Origin of the sequence: Streptomyces luomodiensis, from assembly GCF_031679605.1 — a bacterium.
GTDB lineage: Bacteria > Actinomycetota > Actinomycetes > Streptomycetales > Streptomycetaceae > Streptomyces > Streptomyces luomodiensis.
On sequence record NZ_CP117522.1, the window covers coordinates 5,594,199 to 5,608,389 of the forward strand.

A 14,191-nucleotide genomic window follows, 5' to 3' on the forward strand; every position below is an offset into this window, starting at 1 on the left:
GCGGTCCCTTTCAGGAGTTGAGATAGGTGAGGACGGCGAGCACCCGACGGTGATCCCCGTCACTCGGCGACAGGCCGAGCTTCAGGAAGATGTTGCTCACATGCTTCTCGACCGCGCCGTCGCTCACCACCAGTTGCCGGGCGATCGCCGAGTTGGTCCGGCCCTCGGCCATCAGCCCGAGCACCTCCCGCTCCCTCGGGGTGAGCCCGGCCAGCACATCCTGCTTGCGGCTGCGGCCCAGCAGCTGGGCGACGACCTCCGGGTCGAGCGCGGTGCCGCCCTGGGCGACCCGCACCACCGCGTCCACGAACTCGCGCACCTCGGCCACCCGGTCCTTGAGCAGATAGCCCACGCCCCGGCTGTTCCCGGCCAGCAGCTCGGTGGCGTACTGCTCCTCCACATACTGCGACAGGACCAGCACGCCCAGTCCCGGATGGTCGCGGCGGAGCCGGACGGCCGCCCGCACCCCCTCGTCGGTGTGCGTGGGCGGCATCCGTACGTCGGCCACCACCACATCCGGCGGAGCCCCCTCGTCGGCCAGTTCCCGCACCGACTTGATCAGCGCTTCCGCGTCCCCGACGCCCGCGACCACCTCATGGCCCCGGTCGGTCAGCAGCCGGGTCAGGCCCTCCCGCAGCAGCACCGAATCCTCGGCGATGACCACCCGTACCCTGTCCGCCACGATGTTCGGCCCCCCGTTTCACTCGGTTCGTGGGGACCAGCATCCCAGGGTTCGGCCGTTCGCGTCGGACATAACGGACAGGGGGTCGGGGTTCGTCGGGCCGGCCGCCGCGCGCCGGGGGCGGGCGCCGTCAGCGCCGGGGCGTGCCCTCGCCCGGAGCCGGGGCGGGCGCCGTCAGCGCCAGGGCGCCCTCAGCGCCAGGGCGTGCTCAGCGCCAGGGCGCCCTCAGCGCCAGGGGAGCTCGGCGGTCACGGTGGTCGGGCCGCCCGCCGGGGAGTGGACGACGAGAACCCCGTCCACCGCGTCGATCCGCTCGGCCAGCCCGGCCAGACCCGAACCGGCCGAGGTGTCGGCCCCGCCCCGCCCGTCGTCCGTGATCTGGATCAGCAGCCGGTGCTTCGCACGCCACACATCGACCTTGGCGGTGTGGGCGCGGCTGTGCTTGCTGATGTTCTGGAGTAGTTCGGAGACGGTGAAGTAGGCGATGCCCTCGATGGCGGGTGCGGGGCGTTCGGGCAGTTCGACCGTGACGGTGACGGGGACGGTGCAGCGGGCGGCGAGGGCGGAGAGGGCGGGGCCGAGGCCGCGGTCGGTGAGGATGGCGGGGTGGATGCCGCGGGCGAGGTCGCGGAGTTCCTGGAGGGCGAGTTTCACTTCGCCGTGGGCTTCGTCGACCATCTTGGCGGCGGCTTCCGGGTCGTCCTCCAGTTTCTCCTTCGCCAGGCCCAGATCCATGGCGAGGGCGACCAGCCGGGCCTGTGCGCCGTCGTGCAGATCGCGCTCGATCCGGCGCAGGTCCGCGGCGGCGGTGTCGACCACCGTGCCCCGGTCCGACTCCAGCTCCAGCACCCGGCTCGCCAGCCGGGACGGGCCGAGCAGCCCGGTGACCATGATCCGGTCGACCGAGGTCAGCGCCCGCATCACCCACGGGGTCAGCAGGAGGACCAGCAGGCCCGCGACGCAGGTCACGGCGGTCTCGAACGGGGTGTCCAGATAGAAGTCGTGCCCGTGGTCGTCCCCGAAGACCTGGATGCCCGGCTGATCCAGGTACCGGGGGAAGACCCAGCGCCACAGCGGATAGGTCGCGGAGGTCCAGCCGTACACGGTGAAGCTCAGCGCGAAGGTGAAGGCGAAGACCGCCCAGGGCAGATGGATCAGCGCGTAGATCACATGCCGCCAGGAGGTGCCGCTGCGGAGCAGCGCCCCCAGCCAGGCCACCGGCCCGCGCTTGCCCCTCCCACGGAGAACGGGCTCGGGCTCGGCCACCCTCAGCCCCAGCAGCGCGCGGGCGCGGGCCCGCTCGACGACCCCGAGCCCCCGGCAGCCCGCGAGGGCGGCACCGAGCACCGGGACGCCGAGGAAGGTGATCAGCAGCCCGGCACCGAGCGCGATCATCGTGACCGCGTAGACGAAGGTGAGGACGGCCATCGGCAGGCTGATCATCAGATAGAGGAACTCGCACCAGACGCGGGCCCGGAACGGCGCACTCAGTGCCGCGGGCACCAGATGACCACGGGGCTCGGTCCCCGGTTCGTACGGTCGGTATGCGGTGGCCATCGTCTCGTCCGTCCTCCGGGAGCCTGGTCGGGGCGCGATCCGGGTCAGCGGGGCGGGTCGCGTCGTCTGCGTACCCCCAAGAGTTCCGGAGCGCGGCCGGCCGGACCATCGGGCGGGTCGGCCTCTTCACCGGGGGGTTAGCCCTACCGTCCGCGCCGGGGGGGGGGTACGTCCTGCCGTCCGCGCCCGGGGGTACGTCCTGCCGTCGCCGTCAGACCTTGCGCCGGCGGCGGGCCGCCGCGGCCCCCGCCGCCGCCCCGGTCCGGTGGTGCCAGGGCAGCTCGGCGGTCACCGTGGTCGGCCCACCGGCCGGTGAGTCCACGACGAACAGCCCGTCGACCGAGCCCAGCCGCTCCGCCAGGCCCGCGAGCCCCGTGCCCCCGTCGGTGGTCGCCCCGCCGCGCCCGTCGTCCCGTACCTGGATCAGCAGCCGGTGCTTCGCACGCCACACATCGACCTTGGCGGTGTGGGCGCGGCTGTGCTTGCTGATGTTCTGGAGTAGTTCGGAGACGGTGAAGTAGGCGATGCCCTCGATGGCGGGTGCGGGGCGTTCGGGGAGCTCGGCCGTGACGGTGACGGGGACGGTGCAGCGGGCGGCGAGGGCGGAGAGGGCGGGGCCGAGGCCGCGGTCGGTGAGGATGGCGGGGTGGATGCCGCGGGCGAGGTCGCGGAGTTCCTGGAGGGCGAGTTTCACTTCGCCGTGGGCCTCGTCGACCATCTTGGCGGCGGCTTCCGGGTCCTCCTCCAGTTTCTCCTTCGCCAGACCGAGCCCCATGGCGAGGGCGACCAGCCGGGCCTGTGCGCCGTCGTGCAGATCGCGCTCGATCCGGCGCAGGTCCGCGGCGGCGGTGTCGACCACCGTGCCCCGGTCCGACTCCAGCTCCGCGATCCGCCGCTCCAGCTCATCGGAGGGGAACAGCAGCCCGCGCACCATCGCCCGGTCCACGTGCGTCAGCCCCCGGGCGATCCACGGCAGCACCGGCCAGGCGACGAACAGGGAGGTCAGGACGGTGGCGAAGGTGACCACCGACCACGGCAGCCGGATCAGGGCGTACAGCGTGGAGCGCCAGCCGACCGGGTCCCGCAGCCTCGTCCACAACCGGCCGAGGAGGCCACTGCCCGGCTGGTGCGGCAGGGGGCTGGGCTCCTCGATCCGCATCGAGAGCAGCGCCCTGGCGCGCGCCCGCTCCAGTCGGCCGAGGAACCGGCTACAACCCAGCCCCACGCCCAGCAGCGGCAGCCCGATCACCGTGACGGACAGCCCCAGGCCCACGGCCAGCCAGACCAGGGTGAAGACGAAGCAGGCGATGCCCACCGGCAGATTGGCCAGGAGATGGACGATCTCCTTCCAGGTCTGCGCGGGGAAGGCGAACGCGGGCGGGCGCGGCAGCCGCTCGTCACCGCGGTCCCGGCCGCCGCCGTCAGGGCCGCTGTGGGGGCCACCGTGGAGGCCGCGGGAGGGACCGCCGGGGGAGCCGTCGTGGGCGCCGTCGACGGGGGAACTGGAGGTCATGGCAGACAAGACTGCCCGGCCCGGTGGGGCCCCGCCATGGGGCTAGCCCCACCGCATGGCGGACGGGCCGCCCGGCCGGGTTGCGGCAGGGCCTACACTTCCCGTCCGTACGGATCGTCGAACACATGAGATCGACGAGGAGCAGGCAAGGGCCACGAGGACCAGGGAGCGAGGGGCGGACGTGCCGGAGGCGACGACCGTACGCACCGTGCCCACCACCGGCGGCACCGGTGTCCAGCTCGCGGCCGACTATTTCCACGGCTATGCGGTGGTCGGACTGGTCGCGGCGATCGGGGTGATCTTCGTCGCCGTGGCCTTCGGGGCCGGGCGGCTGCTGCGGCCTGTCGTGCCGACCCCCGAGAAGCTGCTGACCTACGAGTGCGGTGTGGACCCCGTGGGTGAGGGATGGGCCCACACCCAGGTCCGCTACTACGTCTACGCTTTTCTTTATGTGATTTTCGCCGTGGACTCGATTTTCCTGTTCCCGTGGGCGACGGTCTTCGCCGCGCCCGGCTTCGGGGCCGCCACGCTGGTGGAGATGTTCATCTTCCTCGGGTTCCTCGCCGTAGGTCTGCTGTACGCATGGAAGAAGGGCGTCCTGGAGTGGACGTGACACCGAACCCGACGCCGACACCGACTCCGACTCCGACTCCGACTCCGACGTCAGCCGCCGCGCCGGTCCCCGCCCCCGCTCCGGTGGACCTGCCGGAGCCGCGCCGTCTCGGCCCGCTGGCCCGGCTGGCACCCGAGCCGATGAAGGTGGTCCTGAACTGGGGCCGCCGCTACAGCCTGTGGGTCTTCAACTTCGGGCTCGCCTGCTGCGCGATCGAGTTCATCGCGGCGTCGATGGCCCGCCATGACTTCATCCGGCTCGGCGTGATCCCCTTCGCGCCGGGCCCGCGCCAGGCCGACCTGATGGTCGTCTCCGGCACGGTCACGGACAAGATGGCGCCCGCGGTGAAGCGGCTGTACGAACAGATGCCGGAGCCGAAGTACGTGATCTCCTTCGGAGCCTGCTCGAACTGCGGCGGTCCCTACTGGGACTCCTACGCCGTGACCAAGGGCGTCGACCAGATCATCCCCGTCGACGTCTACGTCCCCGGCTGCCCGCCCCGGCCCGAGGCGCTGCTCCAGGGCATCCTCAAGCTCCAGGAGAAGATCGCGCGCGAGTCGCTGGGCGAGCGCTACGGAAGCGCGGGCGCGGCGGGCTCGGCGGGCGCGGCCTCGGGCCGTCCGTCCGCGGCCGCGCTGCGCAGCGGGCTGGTCACACCCCCGGGGCGGGAAGAGTCGCCATGACCGAGCCGAACCAGCCGAACCAGCCGAACGAGCGGCACGAGCCGAACGAGCCGGTGGAGCCGAACGGGGCCGTGCGGCCCGGCGAGGCTGCGGAGACCGGCGAGGCGGCGGTGGCCGCGCCGCCCGTGGGCTGGCTGCCACGTTCCGCCCCCGAGCTGTTCGGCGAGGGCGCCACGGCGGAGGAGGCGTACGGCCTGCTGACCGTCGACGTCCCCGCCGACTCCTGGATCGCGTCCCTGGAGACGGCCCGCGACACCCTCGGCTGCACCTACTTCGACTGGCTGAGCGCGGTCGACGAGCCCGGCACCGGCTTCCGGGTAGCCGCGTACGTCGTCGCCCTCGGCACCCCCGGCTCCGGGCCCGGGGTGCGCGGTCTGCTGGTGCGCACCACAGTGCCGTACGACGCGGCCACGCTGCCGACCGCGACCGGCGTCTACGCCGGGGCGGCCTGGCATGAGCGCGAGACCCACGAAATGTTCGGCATCGGCTTCACCGGTCACCCCGGTCTCGCGCCGCTGCTGCTCCCCGACGGCTTCGAGGGACATCCGCTGCGCAAGGACTTCGTCCTGGCGGCCCGGGTCGTCAAGGCGTGGCCGGGCGCGAAGGAGCCGGGGGAGTCGGGCGCCGGGCACGGCCCCAAGCGCCGCCAGATGCTGCCGCCGGGCGTCCCCGACCCCAACGAGTGGGGCCCCCTCAAGGGCCAGCTGCCCCCTGCCCCGGCCCGCCCGGCCCGCGGCGCCCGCGCCGCAGGTGCCGCAGGCGCCGCCGCGGGCGAGCGCCCCGCCCGCCGCACCCGCAGCGCGACCGCCGGCTCGGCCAGCCAGCGCGCGACGGGGGAGCCTTCGGCTCCGGCGGCTGAGAGTCCGGCGCGGCGTGCGCGTAGCGCGAGTGAGGGGTCGGCGAGCCAGCGTGCGGCGGGTCCGGAGGATTCGGCTCCGGCTCCGGCGGCTGAGCGTCCGGCGCGGCGTGCGCGTAGCGCGAGTGAGGGGTCGGCGAGTCAGCGTGCGGCGGCCGACGAGCCGACGGCGCCCGAAGCCGCGACGGCGCCCGAAGCCCCGGCGCGCCCGTCGGCCGCCCCGGCGGCCGACGGCGCCGCCGGGTCCGCGCCGCCCTCCTCGTCGCGTCCGCAGCGCCCCGCACCGCGGACCCGCTCGTCCGACGCGCCCTGGCATCACGCACGCCCCGCGCGGGACGAGGACGCCGACTCCGAGCGCGAGCCGGAGGCCCGCGACGACTCCGAGAGCCCCGACCACTCCGACCACTCCGACGACCAGCCGGGAGGCACCGCGTGAACGACGTCCTCGACGTCGCGCTGCGACTGCTCGCCCTCCTGATCGCCTTTCTCGTGCTGCCCCTGGTCGTGGGGCAGACCGAGCACAAGGTCATGGCCCATATGCAGGGCCGCCTCGGGCCGATGTACGCGGGTGGTTTCCACGGATGGGCCCAGCTGGTCGCGGACGGGGTGAAGTTCGCGCAGAAGGAAGACGTCGTACCGGCCGGTGCCGACCGGCGGATCTTCCAGCTCGCGCCCGCCGTCGCGCTGTTGCCGTACCTCCTCGCTCTCGTCGCGATCCCGATCGGCCCCGCCGAGGGCGCCGTCGGCCAGGTCGTGGACGCGGGGATCTTCTTCGTGCTGGCCGTGATGGGCGTCGGGGTGCTGGGTTCCCTGATGGCGGGCTGGGCCTCGGCGAACAAGTTCTCCCTCCTCGGGGGTCTGCGGACGGCCGCTCAGCTCATGGCGTACGAACTGCCGATGCTGCTGACCGCCGCGTCCGTGGCGATGGCGGCGGGCACGGCCTCGCTGCCCGGCATCCTCGACGCGTTCGAGTGGTGGTGGGTGCCGTGGCAGATCGTCGGCGGGGTGGTGTTCTTCACCGCCGGGCTGGCCGAGCTTCAGCGCCCGCCGTTCGACGCGCCGATCGCCGACTCCGAGATCATCTTCGGTGCGTACACCGAGTACACCGGGCTGCGGTTCGCGCTCTTCCTGCTCGCCGAGTACGCGGGCATCGTCCTCCTGTGCGGGCTGACCACCGTCCTCTTCCTCGGCGGCTGGCACGGTCCGTTCGCCGACGGCCTCGGCTGGCTGTGGACCCTGCTGAAGACCGCCGTCCTCGCCTTCGTCGTGATCTGGCTGCGGGTCAGCTATCCGCGGCTGCGCGAGGACCAGCTCCAGCGGTTCGCCTGGACCTGCCTCATTCCGCTCTCCCTGGCCCAGATCGCCCTCACCGGCGTCGTCAAGGTGGTGATCTCCTGATGGGCATCCCCGGATCCGGTCTGGCCAAGGGCCTGGCCGTCACCCTTCGCACGATGACCCGGAAGTCGCACACCGCGCAGTATCCGGACGCGCAGCCCGAGCTGCCGCCCCGCACCCGCGGGGTGATCGGGCTGTTCGAGGAGAACTGCACGGTCTGCATGCTGTGCGCCCGGGAATGCCCGGACTGGTGCATCTACATCGACTCGCACAAGGAGACCGTTCCCCCGGCCGCCCCGGGCGGACGCGAGCGCAGCCGCAATGTGCTGGACCGGTTCGCGATCGACTTCGCCCTGTGCATGTACTGCGGTATCTGCATCGAGGTGTGTCCTTTCGACGCGCTCTTCTGGTCGCCGGAGTTCGAGTACGCGGAGGAGGACATCCGCGACCTGACCCATGAGCGGGACAAGCTCCGCGAGTGGATGTGGACGGTGCCCGCGCCGCCCGCGCTCGACCCGCGTGCGGAGGAGCCGAAGGAGATCGCCGCCGCCCGTAAGGCCGCCGACAAGCTCGCCGCCGCCGAAGCGGCACAGGCCGAAGCGGCGCAAGCCGAGACAGAGCGAGCCGAGACAAGGCGAGCCGAGGCAGCGCAGGCCGAGACGCCGCGGCCCGAGGCGGAGAGCGGCCCCGACGGGAACGGAGCCGCCTCGTGAGCCCCGCGGTCCAGTTGGCCGCCACCGGCCACGGGTTCCTGTCGCCCACCGGTGTCGAGATCGCCTTCGTCCTCGTCGCCGTCGCGACCTTCGGCGCGGCCATCGTCACCGTCACCACCAAGCAGCTGGTGCACGCCGCCCTGTGGCTGGTGGTGACGCTCGGCGGTCTCGCCGTGGAGTACCTCCTGCTCACCGCGGAGTTCATCGCCTGGGTGCAGGTGCTGATCTATGTCGGCTCCGTCGTCGTCCTCCTCCTCTTCGGGCTGATGCTCACCAAGGCGCCCATCGGCCGCTCCCCGGACGCCGATTCGGGCAACCGGCCGGCCGCGCTCGCGGTGGCCGTGGCCGCCGCGGGCGTCCTGGTGTGGGTGGTCGTGGACGCCTTCCGGACCACCTGGATCGAGCTCGACAAGGGCGTCCAGGGCTCCACCGCCGTCTCCGGTGAGAGCCTCTTCCGCCACTGGGTGCTGCCGTTCGAGGCGCTGTCCGTCCTCCTTCTCGCCGCGCTCGTCGGCGCGATCGTCCTGTCCCGCAAGAGTGACCACGACAGTGGCAAGAGTGACCACGGCAGTGGCAAGAGCGGCCACGACGGCGGCCGGAACCGCGCCCAAGGCGTCGGCCCAGGCAAGGAGAAGCGCTGATGCACCTCGCCTACCCCGCCGTGCTCGCCGTCCTCCTCTTCTGCACCGGTCTGTACGGCGTCCTCGCCCGCCGCAACGCGATCCTGGTGCTGATGTCGGTCGAGCTGATGCTCAACGCCGTCAACCTCAACCTCGTCGCCTTCGACGTCTGGCTCCGCGACACCCTGCACGCGGGCCAGGCCCTGACCCTCTTCACCATCGCCATCGCCGCCGCCGAGATCGGCATCGGCCTCGCCATCGTCCTCCTCGTCCACCGCAATCGCGGCACCGCCGACGTCGACAAGCTCCGGGATCTCGCCGACCCCCCTCCGGCCGGCACCCCCACCCTGGACGACAGCATGGCAGCCCCCACTGACAACGACGCCGACCAGGCACGACGCGCCCGGAGGCAGACCGCGTGACGACCACGACCGCCGCCGTTCTCGTCCCCCTCCTGCCCTTCCTCGGCGCCGCCGCCGGACTCCTGCTCGGCCGCCGCGCCCCCGGCTTCGTCCGCCCCCTCGCGGTGCTGCCCACCCTCGCCGCGGCCGGGCTCGCCGTGCTCGTCGCCGTACGGCAGGGCGGGGGCGCGGGCGGCGGCACGGCCCCGCTCACCGCCGCGACCCGGCTCGCCGACACCGGCGCGGTCCCCATCGATCTCGCCCTGCACATCGACGGCTTCGCCGCCCTGGTCGCGGTCCTCGTCGCCGTCGTCGCCTGCTGTGTGCAGATCTACTCGACCGGCTATCTGCGGGACGACCCCCGCTACCCCTCCTACGCCGCGCTCGTCTCCCTCTTCACCGCCGCGATGCTCCTCGTCGTCTACTCCGACGACCTGATCGTGCTGCTCGTCGGCTGGGAGGTCATGGGCATCTGCTCGTACTTCCTGGTGGGCCACTACTGGGAGACCGCGGCCGCGCGCTCCGCGTCCCTGAAGGCGTTCCTGGTCACCAAGCTCGGCGACGTTCCGTTCCTGATCGGCATCCTCGCGCTCGCGGACGACACCGGCACCTTCCGGATCAGCGAGATCCACAGCCGGCTGACCTCCGAGACCTCCGGGGTGCCGCTGGACCACCCCACCGTGATCGCGCTGCTGCTGCTGGCCGGGGTGGCGGGCAAGTCCGCGCAGTTCCCGCTGCACACCTGGCTGCCGGACGCGATGGCCGGCCCCACCCCGGTCTCCGCGCTGATCCACGCGGCCACCATGGTCGCCGCGGGCGTCTACTTCATCGCCCGGCTGCTGCCCGTCTTCGCCTCCTCCGCCGCCGCGCTGGCCGTGCTCGCGGCCATGGCGGCCGTCACGATGGTCGGCTCGGCGCTCGCCGCGCTCGCCCAGGACGACATCAAACGTGTCCTCGCCTACTCGACCGTCGGCCAGCTCGGCTATATGACGGGCGCGCTGGCCGTCGACGACCGCGGCGCCGCCGTCTTCCACCTGATCGCCCACGGCGCGTTCAAGGCGCTGCTCTTCCTCTGCGCGGGCGTGGTGATCCACGCCGCCGGCACCAACTCCCTCGCCGCCATGTCCCGGATGAGCGGCCTGGCCCAGCGCATCCCCGACGCCTTCTGGACGATGACGGTCGCGCTGCTCGCGCTCGCCGCCATCCCGCCCTTCGCCGGCTTCTTCTCCAAGGAGGCCGTCCTCGGCGCGGCCGAGCACGCCGCGACCGGCCACACCTCCGGCGTGCCGACGGGCGTCGGCTGGACCGTGTTCCTCGCCGGACTCCTCACCGCGCTCCTCACCGCCGCATACGCGGCCCGGCTGTGGCTGCTCGCCTTCCGCGGCCGGGGCGAGCCCGCCCCCGACCACGGCAGGCAGCCGGTGGTCATGAACGTCGTCCTGTGGGTGCTGTTCCTCCCCACGGCCGCCTTCGGCCTCGCCTACGGCGCGCTGCCCGACTGGTTCGACGGCGAGTCGCTCGCCCCGACCCTCACCACCTCCGTCCTCGGCACCGGTCTGGCCCTCGTCGGCGTCCTCGTCATGTACGGCGCCTGGCGGCACACCTCGGCGCGGGCCGCCCGCGTCCCGCTCGGCGCGGTGGCCGCCCACCCCGACGCCGCCGACGCCGTCTCCGAGGCCGAGGCCATCGCCACCCACGAGGCGGCCTACGGCTCCATCGCGGGCGCCCGCGACCCCGCCGACCCCGGGCGGCTGCTTCTCGGTCCGCTGCACCGCCACGCGGCCGTCGGCTTCCACCTCGACGCCGTCTACAGCGCCCTGTTCGTGCGGCCCGTACGGGCCGCCGCCCGGCTCGTCCGCTTCCTCGACCGCGAGGTCGTCGAGACGTACGTACGCGGCGCGGGCGGCACGCCACGGCTGCTCGGCGCGGCCGTCCGCCGCGCCCAGACCGGCAATGTGCAGACCTACCTCGGCGCGCTGCTCGCGGGCTCCCTCGTCCTGGCCGTGGCCGCCGTCCTCGTCGCAGCGGGAGCCTGACCCGTGAACCACACCGCCCTGCAAGCCCTCCTCGCCGCCGTGGTCGTGCTCCCCCTGCTCGGCAGCGTCGCCGCCCTGCTGCCGGCCCCGCCCGGACTGCGCGGCCGCGGGCCCGACCAGGCCGTCCTGCGCCACGGCGTGACCGTCACCGGGGCGGTGCTCGCCGCCGCCATCGCCCTGGCCGCCGGTTTCGACCACGACCACCCGGCCCGGATGCAGGCCCAGACGGACATCGGCTGGATCCCGGCGCTGGACATCCGCATCCACCTCGGCGTGGACGGCGTCTCGCTGCCGCTGCTGGTGCTGACCGCGCTGCTGACCTTCCTCAGCGCGCTCTACGCGTACTTCAACCGGCCCTCCGGACCGTCCCCCAAGGCGTTCGTCGCGCTGCTGCTGCTCCTGGAAGCCGGCACCCTGGCCAGCTTCGCGGTGCTGGACCTGATGCTGTTCTTCCTGGCGTTCGAGATGGTCCTCATCCCGATGTACTTCCTCATCAACCGGTGGGGAGGCGCCGAGCGGGAGCGCGCCGCCTGGCGGTTCATCCTCTACACGCTGCTCGGCTCCGTCGTCATGCTGCTTGGCCTCCTCCTCGTCGGGCTCAAGGGCGGCACCTTCGACATGGTGGCACTCGCCACCGACAAAGGCGCCGGGCTCAGCCACACCACCCAGCTGATCGCGGCCCTCGCCATCCTCGTCGGACTCGCCGTCAAGGCCCCCATGTGGCCGCTGCACAGCTGGCTGCCCGACGCCCACACCGCCGCCCCCACCGTCGGCTCGGTGCTGCTGGCGGGCGTGCTGCTGAAGATGGGCACCTACGGGCTGGTCCGCATCGTGCTGCCGATGACCCCCGAGGCGGCCCACACCTACGCGCCCTACCTCGCCGCGTTCGCCGTGGTCGGCATCATCTACGGCTCCCTCGCCTGCCTCGCCCTGGCCCGAACCGGCGCCAAGGGCGACCTCAAGCGCCTGATCGCCTACTCCTCCGTCGGCCATATGGGCTTCGTGCTGCTGGGCATCGCGACCCTCACCCCCACCGGCGTGAACGGCGCGCTCTTCGCCAACATCGCCCACGGCCTGATCACCGGCCTGCTCTTCTTCCTCGTCGGCGCCCTCAAGGACCGCTCCGGCACCACCGACCTCGACCAGCTCTCGGGCACCAGCGGCGCCGCCCTGTACGGCAGGGCGCCACGCCTCGGCGGGCTGCTCGCCTTCGGCGCCGTGGCCTCCCTGGGGCTGCCCGGACTCGCCGGGTTCTGGGGCGAGATGCTCGCCATGTTCGGCGCCTTCGACCCCGCCGACGGGCTCAGCCGCCCCGCGTTCCTCACCTATACGGCGCTCGCCGGCTTCGGCACCCTGCTGACCGCCGCGTACATGCTCGTCGTCGTACGGCGCGTCTGCATGGGCGACCACCCCATCGAGCCCGGTACCGGGACCGAGGCCGAGCGGCCCGCCCTGGCCGACGTCCACGGCTACGAATTCGCCGCCTGGAGCCCCCTGGTGGCCCTCACCGTCCTCGCCGGACTGTGGCCCGCGGTCCTCCTCGGCCTCACGGACCCGGCCGTGCAGCAGCTCCTCGCGGGAGGCAACCGATGACTCCGCACGCCTCGGGCCTCGCCACGAGCCTCGTCCAGTCCGTCGACTGGCTCGCCGTCGCGCCGCCCACCATCGCGGCCCTGGCCGCCCTCGCCGTCCTCGTCGCCGACCTCTTCCTGCCCGAGCGCCGGAAGCCCCTGCTGGGCTGGGTGGCGATAGCGGGACTCGCGCTGGCCGCGCTCAGCCTGCTGCCGCTGCTGGACGGCGAACGCTCCACCTTCTGCCTGACCACCGGCGCCCACGCGTGCAGCTACACGGCCGACACCTTCGCCCTCGTCATCCAGTTCCTGGTGCTCGGCGGGGCCCTGCTCACCGCGCTGCTGTCCTTCAGCGCCTGCGACGATCTCAAACTTCCCGCCGGCGAATTCTGGTTCCTGCTACTGTCCTCCGCCGCGGGAGCGGCCCTGCTGCCCGCCTCCCGCGATCTGGCCACCCTGGTCATCGCCCTCGAAGTGGCCTCGCTCCCGGCCTTCGCCCTCGTGGGCCTGCGCCGCGGCGACCGCCTCTCCTCCGAGGCCGCGCTGAAGTTCTTCCTCTCCTCGGTCACCGCGACCGCCGTGATGCTGCTCGGCGTCAGCTTCGTCTACGCCGCGACCGGCAGCCTCCACCTGTCCCGGATCGCCGCCGCCCTCACCCACGTCGACCCGCGCCTCGACACGCTCGCCCAGACCGGGGTCGTGCTCACCCTGGTGGGCTTCGCGTTCAAGACCGCCGCCGTGCCGTTCCACTTCTGGGTGCCCGACACCTACGTCGGCGCGCCCGTGCCCGTCGCCGCGTACCTTTCCGTCGTCGGTAAGGCGGTCGGCTTCTCCGGCCTCATCCTGGTGACCGTCCTCGCCTTCCCCTCGTACGCCGATGTGTGGGGCCCGGCCGTGGCGGTCCTGGCCGCCCTCACCATGACCGCTGGGAACGCCGCGGCGCTGCGCCAGCGCCCGGAGCGCGCCTTCAGCGCCGTACGCCTGCTCGCCTGGTCCTCCGTCGCACAGGCGGGCTATCTGCTGGTCCCGATCGCCGCGGCCGGCTACGCCGACTCCGCCGGGGACGCCTCCCGCGCCATCGGCTCCACCGTGGCGTACGCCCTGATGTACGCGGCCGTGAACCTCGGCGCCTTCGCCGTGGCCGCCCTGGTGGCCCGCAGCAGCCCGGCCAACCGGCTCACCGACTACCGCGGGCTGTACGCGGCCCGCCCGGCCGCCGCCCTGGCACTGGGCTTCTTCCTGCTGTGCCTGGCCGGGCTGCCCCCGGGCGTCATCGGGCTCTTCGCCAAGGTGACCGTCTTCTCGGCGGCCGTGGACGCGGGGCTCGGCTGGCTCGCGGTGGTGATGGCCCTGAACGTGGTGGTGGCGCTGTACTACTACCTCCAGTGGACGGCGGTGCTCTTCCGCGCACCCGAGCCCGCCGCCCAGGCGGAGCCCGCGCCCGCCGCCATGGCCCCCGCCCCCCGCCCGGCCGCCGTCCCCCTTACGGCCGCCATCGGCCTCACCGCGATCATCGGCATCGCCCTCTCCGGCGCCCCGCAGCTCGTTCTGCGGTTCGCTTCGGACACCCTGCTGTAGCCGCCGGGCGGCCGGGCGCCCGAGGCCGAGCGC

13 protein-coding genes are annotated in these 14,191 nt (G+C 73.2%); 10 read left to right on the forward strand and 3 right to left on the reverse strand.

Annotated features, from left to right (window positions below; translation table 11 throughout):
• Positions 1-10: 10 nt before the first annotated feature.
• From PS467_RS23615 to PS467_RS23625, 3 genes are all read right to left on the reverse strand, one after another.
• Positions 11-682: a LuxR C-terminal-related transcriptional regulator gene (locus tag PS467_RS23615; RefSeq protein WP_311036922.1), complete on the reverse strand. Its 672-nt coding sequence runs from the start codon at positions 680-682 to the stop codon at positions 11-13.
• 225 nt (positions 683-907) lie between these two features.
• Complete coding sequence (locus tag PS467_RS23620; protein WP_311036923.1) at positions 908-2,239, reverse strand: sensor histidine kinase; 1,332 nt, start codon at positions 2,237-2,239, stop codon at positions 908-910.
• Between the two features lie 211 nt (positions 2,240-2,450).
• Positions 2,451-3,752, reverse strand: a complete 1,302-nt coding sequence (locus tag PS467_RS23625; RefSeq protein ID WP_311036924.1) for a sensor histidine kinase — start codon at positions 3,750-3,752, stop codon at positions 2,451-2,453.
• Between the two features lie 181 nt (positions 3,753-3,933).
• Here PS467_RS23625 and PS467_RS23630 point away from each other — a divergent pair, with 181 nt between their 5' ends.
• From PS467_RS23630 to PS467_RS23675, 10 genes are read left to right on the forward strand one after another with little or no spacing between them, the layout of a single operon-like run.
• Positions 3,934-4,365 (forward strand): NADH-quinone oxidoreductase subunit A, encoded by a 432-nt coding sequence (locus tag PS467_RS23630; RefSeq protein WP_268973664.1) that lies wholly within the window; start codon positions 3,934-3,936, stop codon positions 4,363-4,365.
• Positions 4,356-5,048 (forward strand): NADH-quinone oxidoreductase subunit B, encoded by a 693-nt coding sequence (locus tag PS467_RS23635; protein WP_311036925.1) that lies wholly within the window; start codon positions 4,356-4,358, stop codon positions 5,046-5,048. The genes PS467_RS23630 and PS467_RS23635 overlap by 10 nt, the downstream gene beginning before the upstream one ends.
• On the forward strand, positions 5,045-6,340 hold the full coding sequence (locus PS467_RS23640) for an NADH-quinone oxidoreductase subunit C (RefSeq protein WP_311036926.1): 1,296 nt from the start codon (positions 5,045-5,047) through the stop codon (positions 6,338-6,340). The genes PS467_RS23635 and PS467_RS23640 overlap by 4 nt, the downstream gene beginning before the upstream one ends.
• Positions 6,337-7,302: a complex I subunit 1/NuoH family protein gene (locus PS467_RS23645; protein ID WP_268973668.1), complete on the forward strand. Its 966-nt coding sequence runs from the start codon at positions 6,337-6,339 to the stop codon at positions 7,300-7,302. Before PS467_RS23640 ends, PS467_RS23645 begins: the two co-directional genes overlap by 4 nt.
• Positions 7,302-7,952: a NuoI/complex I 23 kDa subunit family protein gene (locus PS467_RS23650; protein ID WP_311036927.1), complete on the forward strand. Its 651-nt coding sequence runs from the start codon at positions 7,302-7,304 to the stop codon at positions 7,950-7,952. The genes PS467_RS23645 and PS467_RS23650 overlap by 1 nt, the downstream gene beginning before the upstream one ends.
• Positions 7,949-8,593, forward strand: a complete 645-nt coding sequence (locus PS467_RS23655) for an NADH-quinone oxidoreductase subunit J family protein (RefSeq protein ID WP_311036928.1) — start codon at positions 7,949-7,951, stop codon at positions 8,591-8,593. The genes PS467_RS23650 and PS467_RS23655 overlap by 4 nt, the downstream gene beginning before the upstream one ends.
• Positions 8,593-8,994: an NADH-quinone oxidoreductase subunit NuoK gene (gene nuoK / locus PS467_RS23660; protein WP_311036929.1), complete on the forward strand. Its 402-nt coding sequence runs from the start codon at positions 8,593-8,595 to the stop codon at positions 8,992-8,994. Before PS467_RS23655 ends, nuoK begins: the two co-directional genes overlap by 1 nt.
• On the forward strand, positions 8,991-11,009 hold the full coding sequence (locus tag PS467_RS23665; protein ID WP_311036930.1) for an NADH-quinone oxidoreductase subunit 5 family protein: 2,019 nt from the start codon (positions 8,991-8,993) through the stop codon (positions 11,007-11,009). Before nuoK ends, PS467_RS23665 begins: the two co-directional genes overlap by 4 nt.
• Before the next feature lie 3 nt (positions 11,010-11,012).
• Complete coding sequence (locus tag PS467_RS23670; RefSeq protein ID WP_311036931.1) at positions 11,013-12,602, forward strand: complex I subunit 4 family protein; 1,590 nt, start codon at positions 11,013-11,015, stop codon at positions 12,600-12,602.
• A complete protein-coding gene (locus tag PS467_RS23675) occupies positions 12,599-14,158 on the forward strand; it encodes an NADH-quinone oxidoreductase subunit N (protein ID WP_311036932.1) in 1,560 nt (519 codons plus the stop codon). Before PS467_RS23670 ends, PS467_RS23675 begins: the two co-directional genes overlap by 4 nt.
• Positions 14,159-14,191: the final 33 nt, after the last annotated feature.